Source organism: Acidobacteriota bacterium (assembly GCA_004299485.1).
Taxonomy (GTDB): domain Bacteria; phylum Acidobacteriota; class Terriglobia; order Terriglobales; family SCQP01; genus SCQP01.
In genome coordinates this window covers 286322-301748 of record SCQP01000014.1, presented here as the reverse complement: position 1 = coordinate 301748, position 15427 = coordinate 286322, and the positions used below count along the sequence as shown (strand labels likewise).

Here is a 15427-nt window from a genome sequence, read left to right as displayed (position 1 = left end):
CGGACTGTGGCACCGCTCCTCGCTGTTCGCGCTTGTCGCGGCTGTTGCGGGGACGGCAACGCTTATCTGGGCCCTCGTGCACCGGCGCGTGTTGCTCTACGGCGATGCCACGGCCCACCTCGCTATCGCCCGCCGTATTGTGGACTCAGCCACGCCTGGCCTGTCGCAGCTTGGCACCGTGTGGCTGCCGCTGCCGCATCTGCTCATGGCGCCGCTCGTCGTCTTCATGCCGCTCTGGCGCAATGGCCTCGCTGGCGCAGTGCCGTCGCTCATCGCGCTCGTCCTCGGCGCCTGGTTGCTGCACCGGCTGGTCAAGCGCGCTTTTGGTTCCGGTGCCGCCGCCTGGGCCGCGCTCTTCTATTGCCTCAATCCCTCGCTCCTGTACCTTTCTGCCGTGCCCATGACCGAGTCGATCTACCTGGCCACATTTCTTGGCTTGGTCGATCAAGTCGGCGCCTACTGGTCCGACGCCGACCCCAAGCACATTGGGCGTGCCGGCGCCTGGGGTCTGGCGGCCAGTCTCTGCCGCTACGATGGCTGGTTCATTTTGCCCTTCGCGCTCGCTGCGCTCGTGCTCAAGAGCCGTCAGCCATCAGCCATCAGCCATCAGCCAAGCCGGGTACCTGAAAGCTCGAGGCGTGGCGCTAAGGCGTGGGCTACTACATGGCGCTTTTGCATTGTCGCCGGCAACGGTCCTGTCTTCTGGTTCGCCTACAACTGGTTCTACTTCGGCAATCCGCTTGCCTTTCTCAACGGTCCGTATTCGGCCAAAGCCATCGCCGGCGCTGCGAGCTATCCCGGCGACCATGCCCTTGGTATTGCCGCACTCTACTACTTCAAGGATGTCGCCCTGACCGTCGGGGTGCCGTTAGGCGTTTTGGCGCTGATCGGCTTTGTCTTTGGCCGCCGCTGGCGCCGCCAGCCAGTTGCCTGGCTGCTCTTGCTTCCGCTGCCCTGGTATCTGTGGGCGATGTGGTCGGGCAATGTGCCCATCTTCGTGCCACAATACTGGCCCCACGGCTATTACAATCTCCGTTACGGCGTGCAACTCTTGCCGGCGGTGACGCTGTTTTCAGGGCTGGTCGTGGCGGCTTTGTGGCGTGCGGTACGGCGGCTGACGCTGATGCGCGGGTCCCGTGCAGCCGCAGGCGTCGCGGTCGGCCTTGCTATCCTATGCGGGGCCGCCTACGCCGAAATGTTGCGTGCGCCCGGCCCTCCTGCCTATGCGGAAGCGGTGCATAACGCTACTGCGCGCCTCGCCATGGAACAGGCTCTGGCCCGTGCTCTTGCGCCCTGGCAGCCGGGCCAAAAAGTACTGATGTTTTACGGCACTTATCCCGGCGCCTTGGCCGACGATGGCATCCCGCTGCATGAGGTGATTCAAGAGGCCAACTTTCACCTTTGGCAGCACGCTCTAGCCGCGCCGCACACCTATGTCCAGTGGGTGGTGATTGAGTCCGATAGCCCTACCGCCCGGCTAGTGAATCGCGCCGATTTGCGTCAATATTTTACTGGGGTTGTTACCCTGCAAGTGCCGACGCAACATTCCATTGAGGTCTTTCGCCGCAAATGACCAATGACGGCAACGTCCGTTTTGCCAAAGCCGAAGCCAATGGCAACGACTTCTTGATCGTCGATGCCACCGTGGTCTCACCGTCGGTCCGCCCGGCTTTTGCGCGCCGCATTTGCGACCGTCACCGCGGCGTCGGCGCCGATGGGGTCGAGTTTGTCCGACCGCGCGGCTCAGGCTTTGAGCTCACGCTGTACAATGCCGACGGCAGCGAAGCCGAAATCAGCGGCAATGGCACGCGCTGCGTGGCCGCGTTTTACGCTCGTCACGGCTTCCGCAGCGGCGAATTGCTAACCGGCGCCGGCCCCCGCCGCGTGACCGTACTCGACGGCGCCGGCGCCTTTTGGACGATTGAAGTTGAGCTGGGTGCGCCGCGGATCGAGGGCCGGGATGCCGCCCTCGGAGCTTTCGTCCTGTCGGTGGGCAATCCCCAGTGCGTTGTCACTGTGGCCGATTTCCCCGGAGACTGGGAGGCACGAGGTGCCGCGCTCGAAGCGCATCCACGCTTCCCGGAGCGCACCAATGTCGAATTCATGCGGGTGCTGGACCGTCATCGCATCGAAATCCGCATTTTCGAGCGCGGCGTTGGCCCCACGGCTTCGAGCGGCACCGGCAGTTCGGCTTCGGCCGTCGCGGCTATCGCCCAGGGTTTGGCGAACTCGCCCGTCGAAGTCGTCACGCCCGGTGGCAGCCAGAAGGTCATCTGGGGTGGCGGCTCATCCTCCATCAAGCTCCTTGGCCCGGCTTCGATTGTGGCCGAAGGAGTCTTCCTCTATCCATGATCCGGTCCGTCCTCACGTGGGCTCTGACTTGGGGTTACATGGTCGCGGCGGGCCTGGTGAGTTTGCCCATCATCTGGCTTACCGGCCGGTTGGGTTTCACCTACAGAGCCGCGCGCCTCGGTCTGCGTTTGCTCTTCAAGCTCGCCGGCGTCCGGATCGAGGTCAAGGGCGCTCTGCCGGTGCTGCCGGCCGGTACGACTCCCCTCTATATGGCGAATCACCAGAGCAACCTCGATCCTCCCATCCTCGTCGTCGCCTTACCCGGCAACCTCGCCTTTCTCGCCAAGAAGCAATTGTTTTCCGTTCCCATCCTCGGCACCGTCCTTAAGGTTGGTGGCCTCATTCCCGTAGCACGTGCAGGCAACCCCAACGCGGCCCGTGCCATCGAGGCGCGCGCCGCCGCCGCCATCCGCGCCGGCCGTCCGTTTATCATTTTTCCTGAAGGCACCCGCTCGCGTGACGGTTCGCTCCTCGAATTCAAGAAAGGCCCGTTCTACCTCGCCGAACTAATCCAGGCGCCGGTCGTTCCCGTTCGCATTGAGGGCAGTGGCGCGCTCATGGCCAAAGGCTCCGCCCGTATCCGCCCCGGGGTCGTGACCCTGAGGGTTTATCCCCCCATCGAGCCAGGAGCATGGGCGGACGCCAGGGATCCACGAGCGGCTTTGGCAGCGCTGGTGCGGGAGCGTCTCGCTCCCCTTGCGCTTCGATGAGAAGCCGTGCTAGGCTTCTATCGAAGTACAAGGAGAGAGCAGTATGTCCGGCCTCGACCTCCCACAGGGTACTCTCGATCTTCTGATCTTGAAAGCGGTCGCGCTCGAGCCGCGCCATGGCTGCGCCATCGCCGAGCGCATCGCCCAGATCTCGCGTGGCGCCGTAGCGGTCCGCCCCGGCTCGCTCTATCCGGCATTGCACCGGCTGGAGCGCCGCGGCCTGCTGCGCCCGCGTTGGGGAGCGTCCGAAAACAACCGCCGTGCCAAGTTCTATGAACTGACCGTGCGCGGCCGCAAACAGCTCGAACAGGAGTCCGCTGCCTGGCGTCAGTTGACCGTCGCGGTCAACGACATTCTGGAGTCCGCATGAGCTTCTTTCGCCTGCGCGCCTTGTTCCGCCGTTCGCACATGGAGTGTGATCTCCGGGACGAAATGTCGTTCCACGCTGCTACCGCGCGCCAGACCGTCGAGCTCGAAGCCACGGCGGAAGCCTGCCGCGATGCCCGCGGCGTTAGCTTCCTGGAGAACACCCTGCGCGACCTGCGCTATGCCGCCCGCGGTCTCTGGCACACGCCTGGCTTTACTATCCCCGCGCTGATGACTCTTGCCTTGGGCCTGGGAGCTGCCATCGCCATCTTTTCCGTCGCCGATGCGGTCCTCGTGCAACCGCTGGCCTATCCCGGCGCCAATCGCCTGATGGAGCTGCACGAGAGCATGCCGCTGCTGTTGAAAACTCCTGTCGCCTTCTCCGCGCCCGATATTGCTCAGGTGCAGAGGGCGGGAGCGGAATTCACCGGGGTGGCGAGCTTTGAGGAGAATCAGCGCGACCTGGTGGTGGGCGCTGCTGCTGCGGCGCGCGTCCGAACCACGCGCATTTCAGCCAATTTATTGCCGCTGCTCGGCATCAGCCCGGTGCTCGGGCGCAATTTTACCGCGCGCCAGGACCAGCCCGGCCAGCATGTGGCCATTCTCAGTAATGCGTTGTGGAAGCAGGAATTGGGCGGGGATCCACACGTTCTAGGCCGGACGCTGCATCTCGATGGTGTGCTCTACACCGTGGTGGGGGTCATGCCGCCCGGCTTCGAGTTCCCGCCTCGTGGTCTGCCGGACAACCGTCCCGCAGCGCTATTCGTGCCCATGGCGTTCACGACCACCGAGCTCACCGACTTAGCCGACGGTTTTGACTTTGGCGTGCTGGCCCGCTTACGGCCTGGCGCCACGCCGGCCGAGGCGCGCGTACAAATGGAGGCGGCCTCCAGCCGAATCCTGCAGATCTGGGCAGCCAAGCTGGGTAAAATCCCTGGCCTTTCACTCGTCATCACGGTCGATCCGCTGCGTGATCTGGTCATTGGTCCAACGCGCGTCCTCATGGATCTGCTGCTGGGCGCCGCGGCGCTGCTGTTGCTGCTCAGTTGTGCGAACGTGGCCAATTTATTTCTGGTTCGCGCCACCACGCGCCGCCGCGAGTGGTCGTTGCGGGCAGCACTGGGCGCCAGCGGCGGGCGTCTAATCCGCCAGGCGCTAACCGAGTCCACGTTACTCAGCCTGGTTGCTGCCGCGGGCGGGCTGATGCTGGCCTGGGGCGCACTCGCCGCGCTCACCGCATCCGCCCCGGCCAGCCTTCCTCAGGTGCGGGAGATCGGCTTGAACGGTTGGTCCCTGCTCTTCGCCGCCGCCGTGGCGTTAGTGGCTGGACCGCTGTGTGGCCTGCTGCCGGCGCACGCGGCCGCCCGTTCGGATCTGGAGCAGAACCTGCGCGCCGATGCGCCCTCGCTTGCCGGTGGTGGCAGTGGAGCACGTGCGCGCCAGACGCTCGTGGTAGCGCAGGTAGCCATCGCCTTCGTCCTCGTCTGTGGTGCCGGGCTACTGGTACACAGCTTCGTTCAGGCAGAAGCAGGCAGCTCCGGTACCCACCCTCAGGGCGTTACCACCGCCGAGTTGCTTCTTCCCCAGACTCAGTACGCCGCCGCCGGCCGGGCAGTCACGTTCGTGAGAGAACTGCAAGGGCGCCTCGAGGCGCAGCCGGGCGTTAGGGTGAGTGCGGTTTCCACCGCGCTTCCGACTGAACCGAATTGGGGCCGCATTTTTACGGTTGAGGATAAGCCAGCGCCGGCTGGCACCCCGCTTCCGGTGTCGAAGCACACCTTGGTGACGCGCGGCTTTTTCCGCACCCTCGGAATTCCCATGGTTGAGGGTCGCGACTTTACGCCCCAGGAAGTTCAGGGCGGGCGCCATGTGGTCATTGTCAGCGCCAGCATAGCCCGCCGCTACTGGCGGCACGGCAGCGCCATCGGGCAGCGCATTGCGTGGGGGACGTCGGGCGGCCACGCCCCCTGGCTAACGATTGTTGGGATTGCCGGCGATGTCAAGGAGTCCGGCCTCGACCAGCCTGCAGGGTTGCAAACCTACGTCCCTTACGGACAGATGTGCGCAACCGCTAGATCTGACGACGCCTGCCGCAACCTCTACTTGAGTGTGCAGGGGCGCGACCGCGCGCTGCTGTCGCTGCCGCGGTTTGTGGCGGGTGTGGATCCGGAAATACCAGTCACCAACGTGCGTCCCTTGCAAGCCGTGCTCGATGCCTCGATCACACCGCGCCGATTCAACACGCTATTGCTCGCTGTGTTTGGCCTGGCGGCTCTGTTGCTGGCAGGCATCGGTCTTTACGGCGTGCTGTCTTTCGCCGTTGCCGGCCGCAAGCGCGAGCTGGCGGTCCGTATGGCGCTGGGCGCTGCGCCTGGCTCCGTCGTACGAATGGTCATCGGCATCGGCGGCCGCCTGGCGCTGGCGGGCCTCCTCATCGGCGCCCTCTGCGCCTGGCTGCTGTCCGGCATACTGCATGCCAGCCTCGGGGATTTGCTCTACCGCACTGCTACCCTGGACCCGTTCACTTGGCTTGCGGTCGCCGCGGTCCTATTGCTGGTCGCTCTGGCCGCCGCCTACATCCCCGCCCGCCGCGCCAGCCGCATCGCGCCCCTCGCCGCCCTGCGTGAAAACTAGCCCCATCGCGTCCCGTGGTATGGTGTTTGTATGGCGAAGTATAAGACCACCACGGTACGTTTGGCGGCGGAGGATCTGCAAGCGCTCAAGCGGGCGCGTGCGGCCGGACACAACGCATCGGCACTGATCCGCCAGGGTCTGCGGGCGGCGGCGGCGGAGTTTTACCCTGGCCGGCGGGCGCCCCGCACCGGCCTTTTTGTTTCGACCTCGCTGAAGCTGGGCGATGAGGCTCACCTGTTTCGTGATTGCGAGTAATGAAACCGGCGTTGATTGCCGACACCGGCGGCCTGCTCCGCGCCTTGGCGCGCCGGCCGGATGGACTCCCGAGCTTCCCCGACTTCACTTCCGAGTTGCGGGAAGCGGTGCGCGTGGTGGTGCCAGGACTTGTACTGGCTGAGGTGGATTATTTCTTGCGCGCCGAGCGGGCCGCTATGCGGGCGCTCGTGGCGGACATCTTTGATCCGGCCAGCCGTTACGAGTTCGAACCTGCGCTGCCGGATGATATCGCGCGCGCCCTTTACCTGGACGCTCGTTTTGCCGAGTTGCAGCTTGGTCTGGTTGATGGCTGTGTAGCGGCCGTCGCGGAACGGCGAAAAACGTTTCGCGTGTTGACCACGGACCGTCGCGATTTTGGAGCCTTGCGCGTGGGGCCGCATTTGGACCGCCCCCTGGATCTCGTGCCTTAGTCTAGCCCGGCGGCCAATGCATGGCGCGGCCGCCCAGCAGGTGCAGGTGCAGGTGAAACACGCTTTGGCCGGCATCGGGTCCAACATTCAACACTGTCCGGTATCCGCCCGTCAGCTTACGTTCACCCGCCAGCCGCGCCGCGTGCAGTTGCAGCTCGCCGAGCAACCGCGCATCGCCTTCCCCGGCCTCGGCCAGGCCGCCCAGATGCCGCTTCGGCACCAGCAGAATGTGCGTCGGCGCGCCCGGCTGAATATCCTCAAACGCATAGACGTGCTCATCCTCGTAGACCTTCTTCGAGGGAATTTCGCCCGCAATGATGCGGCAAAATAGGCAATCTTCCGCCGCCATGATTACTCGCCGCCGCTCGCCGCGGGCCCATTGCTGGTCTTGTACGGTGATTGCATATATTGGCGGGCGATTTCCTGGGCGTTGTTGGTGTCGTCGTGGGTGGCGATGGCGAGCTGGTACTCGTTCAGCGCCCGGTTGCGCTGGCCGGTCATGTCAAAGATCTTGCCAAGCTGAATGTGGCTCCAGACCGCAACCCACTCCGGATTCAAATCCCCATTGATCGCCTGCCGGTAGGCGTCGGCGGCGTTCTGCCAGTTTTCTTCCTGGTAATACGCCTCGGCCAGCCGGTAGTACGAGAGCGAGCTGATAGGGTTGATTTTCAGCGCGCTTTCGTATTGCGCCACCGCCGCCGGGAAGTTGCCGGCTGCCACATCGTTGTCGCCGCGCGAGAGTGCGACCTTTAGGTCCAGTGCCGGGCTGGCTTTGAGAATCCAGCCGTTGGGGTCGACCGACACCTTCAGCGGCCGGTCCTGCATGTCCAGACTGAAACTGCTCGTGCTGCCGGACACCGGAACGGTCCGCGTCGCCGTGGCCCCGTCGGTCTCAACCGCAACTTCGACCGGCATGTTGAATAAATCCAGATTCTGCTGCACGGTCCCGGTCACACGGAACCCGCCCGTGCCCAGGCGATAAATGGTGTACTGATCGGAAAACGTCGGAATCGCCGTGCCCTGATACCACTGGCTGAAAAAGCTGCGCAGGTCAGCGTCGGTGCTCTTTTGCAGCGCCTGCATGAAATCATTGGTGGTGATCGGCTTCCAGGCATAGTGATTCACGATGTCGCGCAGGGCATTGTTGAAGGGCTGCGCGCCAAGCTGCCAGCTCAGCATATGGAACAGCATCGCGCCTTTGTCGTAGTTCATGTCCTGGAACTGCGGAGAGAACACGTAGAGCGAGCTGGAATTGCTGAGCGCCGTTTGCGGATAGCTCAACGCCCCGACCGCAAGCTGCTGTACCAGCGCTTGCCAGGCGGCTTTACCCTGGGTGTGGTCGATGTAGAGCGCCTCGGCGTAGCGCGCCGCGCCATACTGCAGCCAGGCATCGTCGAGCGATGCGGGGCTGACCATCACCCCAAACCATTGCTGCGCGATCTCGTCCACCATCAGGTTCAGGCTCACGCTGGAGCCAATCGAGGTGCGCGACAGCACCACCAGTCCCGGCGAGGCGAACGAAGGCAGCGCATCCGAAGGCAGCTCGACAAACTGCAGCGGCTGCGTGGCCGTCGCATAGGGCGGCGTGCCGAACGTGTCGGTCAGGAACGTGTATATATCCGCCGCAGTCTTGGCATAGCCGGCGGCCAGCGCTGCGGGAACGTCCGAGCTGAAGTAGAAGTTCGAGGCCACCCCGTTCTGGTTAAAGCTCTGCGCCTTGAGCGGTGTGACAATCACGGTGCCTGGGAAGCTGGCGTGGGCCTGTTGGAAGTGGTAGGTCGTACCCCCATTGGCCGCCGCCGTCGTGGTTCCGGTTCCGCTCGCTACCATGGTCATGCCCGCCGGCAATGTAGCCGTAATGTCAGCGGTGAAGCGCGAGGTATCGTAGCCCGCCATCGGAAACCACTCGCCCGGGTACAGTAAGAACGCACCGTCGGTCCCCACATAGGCCGTGCGGATGCCGCTGATCGGGCTCGTGGCGGCGTCGGGCAGCGCGCCGGCATACTGCACGGTAATGACGCTGGGCGTGTTGGCGGCGAGCGGCGGCGAAAACGTTACGATCACCTTGTCCTGCTGCCGCATGTGGGCCAGCGCATTGCCGGCGGCGTCGGTGATGCTCCGGATCTGCATGGCCTGATTCAACTGCAAGCTGGCGCTGGTCAGTTGGCTGGCAGGATTAATGGTCAACTTGGCCGTGGTTTCCAGCGTATGCGCAGGAAAATTAAAGTTCAGGTTCAGGTCGTAATGACCGACCACAAACGGTGGCGGCGGCGCCGTCGGCAGCGGCGCCGGCGCTTGCTCTTTCAGCGTTTTGGGCGGTGCTTGATGCTTGATCACCGGCGGCGGAGGGATGGCCTGCGTTCCCTGCGCATCCGAAATTGCTACCAAAGCCAATGCCACCGCAATGGCCAGAAGGACGCCCTTGATATTCCGGCGTTTCATATAGTTGCCTTCAGTATAGACGCTGTTGCGGGTCCGGTTAGGTACTCGCCAGTCCCACGTGCCCGCAAAGGCCCAAAGCCCCGGCCACGGCATCCGCGGCACGACTGATGGCGCCCGGCGGACCCAGCCTTGCCCGCACCTCCGCTAGGCCGTCAAGCTGCACCTGCCGTTCGGGGCCGTCGCCCAGCAACCGCGTGGCCCAATCCGTGATCGCCGCAGCCGAAAACGCGCCCTGGATGAGCTCGGGGACCACACCACGTTCGGCAATGAGGTTCACCATGGCCACATGCTCGGTATGCACCAGCCGCCGTCCAAGCTGAAAGCTGAGCGGCGCGAGCTTGTAGAACACCACCATCGGCACGCCTAGCAGCGCGGTTTCCACCGTTGCCGTGCCGCTGGCGACCAGCGCCATCCGCGCCTGCGCCAAGGCCGTGTACATCTCATTGCCGGGCAGCAATTGCACGCCTTCGGGGACCATGGCGCGTATGCTTTCGACAGAAACATGCGGCGCCACCGGCAGTACAAACTTGCATCCGTGTGTGGCCTGCAAGCGCTGCATGGCCTCGGTCAGCACCGGCAGATGCATCTCGACTTCGCGCTGCCGGCTGCCCGGCAGGACCGCGACGGTGCGGTCATCCCTCGCAACCGGGTGTTCCGCCCGCCATCGCGCCACGCGCTCTACCAGCGGATGGCCTACCGCGGCGACCTGCACGCCATGGCGCTCGTAAAACTCCTCCTCAAACGGGAAAATGCAGATCATCCGCTTCACGTATCGCTGAATCTGCTTCACCCGCCCACTGCGCCAGGCCCAAAGTTGGGGGCTGATGAAATAAGCCACCGGAATTTTCAGCTCATGCGCCGCGGCCGCCAGCCGCAGGTTGAAATCCGGAAAATCCACCAGAATGACGCCCTGCGGCCGCCGTTCCCGCAGCGCGGCTTTCAGCTTGGCCAGCAGCCGCCGCAGACGCGGCAGATGGCGCACGACTTCCACCAACCCCATCACCGCCAGCTCGCGGTCATGGACCAGCAGCTCGCATCCCGCCGCAGCCATGCGCTCTCCTCCGCAGCCAAAAAAATGCAGGGCCGGGAAGCGCCGCCGCAACTCCGTAATCAGTTCCGCCGCGTGCGCGTCGCCGGAAGCCTCGCCCGCAATGATCATCACCTCCATGAGGGATTAGCATAGCCTGCGAGAACACTCTCCGGCGTAAACTGAGCACTATGCGCAAAACCGTTTGTGTCGCCGCGCTCCTGCTGACGCCCGCTTTGGCGCTGGCGCAGGCCAAAGCGCCCAACGCACCCACCGTAACGGTCACGGCCCAGGGCAGCTTCAAGACCGCGCCCGATACGGCCGTCGTCTCGATGGAAGTGACCGGCCAAAGCGCTGACCTGAAGACTGCCTATGCCCAGGCGCAAAGCCAGGCCGCCGAAGTGCGTATGCTCCTGCGCCAGCAAGGCTTCCGGCCCGACGAGGCGCACTGGAGCGGCTTTCAGGTGCAGCCGAACGTAGACTATAAAACCCATCAGGTCACCAGTTACACCGTTCGCAATGATCTCGAACTTAAGCTGACCGACTTCGCCCGTATCGGTTCGCTCCTGAACGCTGCCACCGGCAAGGGTCTGAACGCGCTTCGCAACGTCAGCTTCGAGCTTGCGCATCCGGAAAAAGCCAAAGCCGCAGCGATTGCGGATGGCTTTGCCAAAGCCCGCGGTGAAGCCGCCGCTTTGGCGCGCGCCGCCGGTGTGGCGCTGGCCGGCCTGCAATCGGTAACGGTGGATACCTCGGGTGGCTTCGTCCGGCCGATGCCGCGCTTTACCGCCATGGCCGCCGAGGCCGTTCCCGCCCCGACGGAGCAGTTCACCCCTCAGGAAATTACCGTCACCGCCAACATCACCGCCGTCTTCAACCTCGGCCATTGACGCCTCCCGCCCTCAGCATTGTCATTCCGACCTGGAACGGCCGTGATCTCCTCGCCCGCTTCCTGCCCTCCGTCGCCGCCGAGCTCACGCCTGAGCGTGAGCTGGTGATCTCGGACGACGGTTCCACCGACGGCACTGCCGCCTGGCTGGCCGAGCATTACCCGGCGGCGCGCGTCCTGCGTTCCGAGCGCAACCGCGGCTTCGGTCCTGCCGCCAACGCCGGCATCGAAACCGCGCGGGCGGAGATAGTTGTCCTGCTCAACAGCGATGTCGAGCTAACGCCCGGCTGCCTCGATCCCATTGCCCTCGGCTTCGACCGCTCCGAACTCTTCGGCATCACGCTCCGCGCCTTCGATCTGCCCGAAAAAGTCTTTTCCACCGGCGGCAAGCTCGGCCGTTTCCGCCGCGGCTTTTGGGAGTCCTGGCGCAACTACGAGCAGCCTGCAGGCGCGAGCTTCATGCTGGCCGGCGGCTTCTGTGCCTTCCGCCGCAGCGCGTTTCTGGAACTCGGCGGCTTCGACCCTGTCTTTGCCCCCTATTACAGCGAAGACCTCGACCTGTCCTACCGCGCCCGCAAGCGCGGCTGGCAGCTCGCCTACGAGCCTGCCTCCGTCCTCTACCATCAGCGCAGCTCCAGCGTGAACCGCCATCAGAACCGTTTCCGCCGCCAGGCGATCATCGAACGCAACCGGCTTCTGTTCCACTGGCGCAACCTCGACCGCTCCCGCCTGCTGCGGCACCTCGCCTGGGCGCACCTGCTGCTATTGCAGATGCTGCTTAAGGGCAATTGGGCCTACCATCTAGGTTATGGGCAAGCTCTGCGTCGCATCGGCCAGGTCCGCCGTTTCCGCGCATCCGAGAAGCCGTACTGGCGGCTGCGTGACGCCGCGCTCGAGCTGGCCGCAACATCACAGGCCGTGAGTGCATCCTCAGTACAGGGGTTCTTATGAAGAAGTGGATTTTGCCAACCTTAGCCGTGGGCGTGGTCGTATTCCTGATGACCCGCCAGGGCAGGGAACTGCAAGACAAGATCAGCGACAATTTCGGCGACTGGATCGACAACCTCGAGCGCTCTGGCCAGCGCCTTTCCGATACGCTGGAGAAAGTCCAATCCGTCCTCGCTCGCTGCAACCGCACGTTGGAGCAAATCGCCGGCTGAAGATCGCTGGACTGAGAACTGAAAACTGAAAACTGATAACCTGTCGCTAGTGATGTTGGGCGAGAGGAAACTTCTGGGCTTAGGCTTTGGTGGCTGGCTGCTCAACCTCACCCTCGCCATCCTGATCGCCTTCGTAGTCGTGCTGTTCGCGTTTCAGCCCGTGCAGGTCGAAGGCTACAGCATGATGCCGCATTTGCAGAACCGCGAGCGGCTTCTCATTGACAAGGTCTCCTTTGGCGTCCAGCCGCTCCAGCGCGGTGATGTGGTCGTATTTCATTACCCGCTCGATCCCTCTCAGATCTTCATTAAGCGCATCATCGGCCTGCCCGGCGATCATCTGGTGATCTGGGATGGGACGGTCTACATCAACGGCAACAAGCTCATTGAGCCTTACGTGAAAAAGAAGTTTCAGGACTATGCCGATTTCTCCGAGGTCACCGTCCCGCCGCGCGAGTATTACGTGCTCGGTGATCACCGCAACAGCTCGAACGACAGCCGTTTCTGGGGCTGCCTGCCCTCCAAAGACATCTTCGGCCGCGCTGTCTTTGCCTACTGGCCGCCAGCGGATCTGGGGCTAATTCACTAGGGCGTATGAAGGCGGAAACCCTCCAACTCGAAAAGTCGAGCAAGAACCCGGCGGGCCACGCCACAGTGTTAACAAGCACTAAGGCGGCGCTTACTCTAAAAAGTTGCTGCAGACAGGGGAAACTGGAGTAGACTGCTGGCCGAAGCATTTATGCGGGTCGGATTGGAAGTTGCGGGGAAAGAGTTCGGCCTGGCTTGGCGGCGGCTGTGGCGCCGCTGGACCGTCACCGTGCTGGCGATTGCGACCCTGGGTCTGGCCATGGGCGCTAGCACCGCCATGTTCAGCGTGTTTTACGGCCTGGTAGAGCATCCGCTGCCCTTGCCCGAAGCGCGCCAACTGGTCTGGCTGCAAACGGACAGCCGCTCCACCCGCCAAATCAACCCCGCCGGCGCCTCGATTCTGGATATCCTCTCCTACCAGCGGCGGACGCGTGCGCTGTCTGCCGTGGCGGGATTTGAGGAGGACACCTGCACCCTGCTCGGCAGCGGCGCACCGCAACACATACTTTATACCGGCATCGAAGGCGACTTTTTCCGCGCCCTGGGGGTGGCTCCGGCGTTGGGCCGCTGGCTGCAGCCGAGCGACGGCGCGGTCAGTTTTCCCACGGTGACCGTCATCAGCCATCACGTATGGCAGATGGACTTTGGCGGCGATCCGCAAGTACTGGGCAAAAAAATCGATGTCGATGGCCTTTGGTATAGCGTCGTGGGCGTCATGCCGCCCGGCTTTGATTATCCTCACGGCAGTCAGTTGTGGTTTAGCGAAGTCACCATCGGGATTCCGGCCAACTATCGCGGCTGGCGGCACTTATCCCTGTTTGGGCGGCTGAAGCCGGGCGTGACGCTGGCACAAGGCCGGCAGGACCTGAGCGCCGTCGCCGCCAGCCTCGCCGCCAAGTACCCCAAGTATGACGGTGACGTAGGGCTACAAGTGACTTCTCTGGCGAGTCATGTGTCTGGTCCGGTGGCGTCCGAGCTGGACCTGATGATGATCGGCGCGCTGCTGGTGTTAGGGCTGGCCTGCGCCAACGTGGGCAATCTGATGCTCGGCGCGGCCGTGAACCGTTGGCCGCAAATCGCTTTGCAGGTGAGTCTGGGCGCGCGCCGGCGCCGGCTCTTTGGACAGCTTTTTGCGGAGGGACTGACGTTGGCGCTGCTGGCCAGTGCCCTCGGTTGGGTCATCGCCTGGGGAATCTTACCGCTCATACGGTACTGGCAAGGGGCCGGTCTGCCACAAGGCCCGGCCATTGCTCTCAATGGAGTGGTGGTCGTCTTCGCGGGCGTCATTACACTTCTCATGGCCCTCTGGTTTGCGCTGGCGCCCGCCATCGAGTTGCTGCGCCTGCACCTCGGGCAAAGTCTGCTGCGCGATTCCAGCCCGGCTCCGCGCCGTTCTCCGTTACCTGCGATTCTGGTCGTCGCCGAAGTCGCCGTCACCGTCATCCTGCTGGTGGGCGCCGGCCTCTTCTGGCAGAGCCTGCAGCGGCTGCGCCATGCCAATCCCGGTTTCCAGCCGGCGCATGTCCTAACCTTTCGGGCCGCCATTCTCGCCAACAACCCGCAGCAAAAAATGGCACGTCTGCCCTACTTCACGCGCCTGAATCAGCAGGTTCGCCAGATGCCCGGCGTCGCTGCGGTGGGCATGGTTTCCAATCTGCCCATGACCACCCCCATCGCTTTCGTAAACGTCGCCGAGGCGGGCACGACGGCGGCATCGCAGCAGCCCGACGTGTTGCCGGGCGCGGGCGAACTGGCAGCCTTGCCCGGCTACTTCCAGGCCATGGGCATTCCCTTGCGCGGACGCGATTTTGTGCCGTCCGACAACGCGAAATCTCAGCCACTGGTCGCCATCCTCAGCGCCAGCATTGCGCACAGCGTGTTTGGGCAGCAGGATCCGATCGGCCGTCCGGTGGTGCTGAAGCGTGCCGGCTTTGGGTCCACGGCGCGGGTGATTGGCGTGGCTGGCGACGTTCCGTCTCACCTGCCGGGCGACGGCGTGGCGCCGACCGTCTATTTGCCGCTGCCGCGCCTTGCGGTGACCATCATGTCGACCGCGGTGCTGGCACGGGGCAACCCCAATCAGCTCTTGCCGGCTATCCGCCGTGCCTCGGCGCAGATTAATCCGCAAGTCGCGTTGTTTGAAGCCGCGACCATGTCTCAGCGTCTATCACGGATCATGGCGCCGGTAACCTATCGCACTAATTTACTCGGCCTTTTGGCTATTCTGGCCCTCTGTCTTGCCGCGGCAGGCCTGTATGGCGTCCTGGCGCACGGCGTGATGCAGCGACAACACGACATTGGGATAAGAATGGCTCTCGGCGCCGACCCGCGCAGGGTGCGGCACGCCATCCTGGCTGAGTCCCTGCGCCTGATTGGAATCGGCGCGGTCGTAGGCTTGCTGATCTCCTGGTGGCTGAGCAGCAGCGTTCAGCCGTTGCTGGCCGGTTCCCGCTCTGGCGGCTGGCCTTGGATCGCCGTGCCGGTGCTGGTCATGATCGTCGGCCTGCTGGCGACTCTCATCCCCGCGCAGCGCGCCGCCCGCATCGACCCCGCCATCACCTTGCGCCACGAATAGG

General features: G+C 64.0%; 15 protein-coding genes. 12 read left to right on the top strand and 3 right to left on the bottom strand.

All coding sequences use genetic code 11. From position 1 onward, the window contains the following. Positions 1-76: 76 nt before the first annotated feature. From EPN33_10285 to EPN33_10255, 7 genes are read left to right on the top strand one after another with little or no spacing between them, the layout of a single operon-like run. On the top strand, positions 77-1573 hold the full coding sequence (locus EPN33_10285; GenBank protein ID TAN22033.1) for a hypothetical protein: 1497 nt from the start codon (positions 77-79) through the stop codon (positions 1571-1573). Beyond that, positions 1570-2352 (top strand): diaminopimelate epimerase, encoded by a 783-nt coding sequence (gene dapF, locus EPN33_10280; protein TAN22032.1) that lies wholly within the window; start codon positions 1570-1572, stop codon positions 2350-2352. Before EPN33_10285 ends, dapF begins: the two co-directional genes overlap by 4 nt. Next, the gene (locus tag EPN33_10275) at positions 2349-3062 is read left to right on the top strand and encodes a 1-acyl-sn-glycerol-3-phosphate acyltransferase (protein TAN22031.1); all 714 of its coding nucleotides are present in this window, start codon (positions 2349-2351) and stop codon (positions 3060-3062) included. The genes dapF and EPN33_10275 overlap by 4 nt, the downstream gene beginning before the upstream one ends. A 43-nt stretch (positions 3063-3105) precedes the next feature. Further along, complete coding sequence (locus tag EPN33_10270; protein TAN22030.1) at positions 3106-3432, top strand: PadR family transcriptional regulator; 327 nt, start codon at positions 3106-3108, stop codon at positions 3430-3432. Next, a complete protein-coding gene (locus EPN33_10265) occupies positions 3429-6062 on the top strand; it encodes an ABC transporter permease (protein TAN22029.1) in 2634 nt (877 codons plus the stop codon). Before EPN33_10270 ends, EPN33_10265 begins: the two co-directional genes overlap by 4 nt. 30 nt (positions 6063-6092) lie before the next feature. Next, positions 6093-6317, top strand: a complete 225-nt coding sequence (locus EPN33_10260) for a hypothetical protein (GenBank protein ID TAN22028.1) — start codon at positions 6093-6095, stop codon at positions 6315-6317. Positions 6318-6328: 11 nt separating this feature from the next. Continuing rightward, positions 6329-6748 (top strand): PIN domain-containing protein, encoded by a 420-nt coding sequence (locus tag EPN33_10255; GenBank protein TAN22027.1) that lies wholly within the window; start codon positions 6329-6331, stop codon positions 6746-6748. 1 nt (position 6749) lies between these two features. Here the strand turns inward: EPN33_10255 and EPN33_10250 are convergent, their stop codons facing one another. From EPN33_10250 to EPN33_10240, 3 genes are read right to left on the bottom strand one after another with little or no spacing between them, the layout of a single operon-like run. Further along, positions 6750-7097 carry a histidine triad nucleotide-binding protein gene (locus tag EPN33_10250; GenBank protein ID TAN22026.1) on the bottom strand — a complete coding sequence of 116 codons (348 nt, stop codon included), beginning with the start codon at positions 7095-7097 and terminating at the stop codon, positions 6750-6752. 2 nt (positions 7098-7099) lie between these two features. Beyond that, on the bottom strand, positions 7100-9283 hold the full coding sequence (locus tag EPN33_10245) for a tetratricopeptide repeat protein (protein ID TAN22025.1): 2184 nt from the start codon (positions 9281-9283) through the stop codon (positions 7100-7102). Beyond that, entirely contained in the window at positions 9228-10358 is a 1131-nt protein-coding gene (locus tag EPN33_10240) for a lipid-A-disaccharide synthase (GenBank protein TAN22024.1), read from the bottom strand. Before EPN33_10240 ends, EPN33_10245 begins: the two co-directional genes overlap by 56 nt. A 50-nt stretch (positions 10359-10408) precedes the next feature. Here EPN33_10240 and EPN33_10235 point away from each other — a divergent pair, with 50 nt between their 5' ends. From EPN33_10235 to EPN33_10215, 5 genes are all read left to right on the top strand, one after another. Beyond that, the gene (locus EPN33_10235) at positions 10409-11107 is read left to right on the top strand and encodes a DUF541 domain-containing protein (GenBank protein TAN22023.1); all 699 of its coding nucleotides are present in this window, start codon (positions 10409-10411) and stop codon (positions 11105-11107) included. After that, entirely contained in the window at positions 11104-12057 is a 954-nt protein-coding gene (locus tag EPN33_10230) for a glycosyltransferase family 2 protein (GenBank protein ID TAN22022.1), read from the top strand. Before EPN33_10235 ends, EPN33_10230 begins: the two co-directional genes overlap by 4 nt. Continuing rightward, positions 12054-12266: a YtxH domain-containing protein gene (locus tag EPN33_10225; GenBank protein ID TAN22021.1), complete on the top strand. Its 213-nt coding sequence runs from the start codon at positions 12054-12056 to the stop codon at positions 12264-12266. The genes EPN33_10230 and EPN33_10225 overlap by 4 nt, the downstream gene beginning before the upstream one ends. Before the next feature lie 52 nt (positions 12267-12318). Further along, positions 12319-12852, top strand: coding sequence for a signal peptidase I (lepB, locus tag EPN33_10220; protein TAN22020.1), 534 nt, complete (start codon positions 12319-12321; stop codon positions 12850-12852). A gap of 150 nt (positions 12853-13002) precedes the next feature. Then, complete coding sequence (locus EPN33_10215) at positions 13003-15426, top strand: FtsX-like permease family protein (protein TAN22019.1); 2424 nt, start codon at positions 13003-13005, stop codon at positions 15424-15426. Position 15427: the final 1 nt, after the last annotated feature.

Coding starts and splice junctions, on each gene's coding strand:
- EPN33_10240 (TAN22024.1), bottom strand. CDS start 10,358: ATGGAGGTGATGATCATTGCGGGCGAGGCTTCCGGCGACGCGCACGCG.
- dapF (TAN22032.1), top strand. CDS start 1,570: ATGACCAATGACGGCAACGTCCGTTTTGCCAAAGCCGAAGCCAATGGC.
- EPN33_10260 (TAN22028.1), top strand. CDS start 6,093: ATGGCGAAGTATAAGACCACCACGGTACGTTTGGCGGCGGAGGATCTG.
- EPN33_10275 (TAN22031.1), top strand. CDS start 2,349: ATGATCCGGTCCGTCCTCACGTGGGCTCTGACTTGGGGTTACATGGTC.
- EPN33_10235 (TAN22023.1), top strand. CDS start 10,409: ATGCGCAAAACCGTTTGTGTCGCCGCGCTCCTGCTGACGCCCGCTTTG.
- lepB (TAN22020.1), top strand. CDS start 12,319: ATGTTGGGCGAGAGGAAACTTCTGGGCTTAGGCTTTGGTGGCTGGCTG.
- EPN33_10215 (TAN22019.1), top strand. CDS start 13,003: ATGCGGGTCGGATTGGAAGTTGCGGGGAAAGAGTTCGGCCTGGCTTGG.
- EPN33_10250 (TAN22026.1), bottom strand. CDS start 7,097: ATGGCGGCGGAAGATTGCCTATTTTGCCGCATCATTGCGGGCGAAATT.
- EPN33_10270 (TAN22030.1), top strand. CDS start 3,106: ATGTCCGGCCTCGACCTCCCACAGGGTACTCTCGATCTTCTGATCTTG.
- EPN33_10245 (TAN22025.1), bottom strand. CDS start 9,283: ATGCCGTGGCCGGGGCTTTGGGCCTTTGCGGGCACGTGGGACTGGCGA.
- EPN33_10265 (TAN22029.1), top strand. CDS start 3,429: ATGAGCTTCTTTCGCCTGCGCGCCTTGTTCCGCCGTTCGCACATGGAG.
- EPN33_10225 (TAN22021.1), top strand. CDS start 12,054: ATGAAGAAGTGGATTTTGCCAACCTTAGCCGTGGGCGTGGTCGTATTC.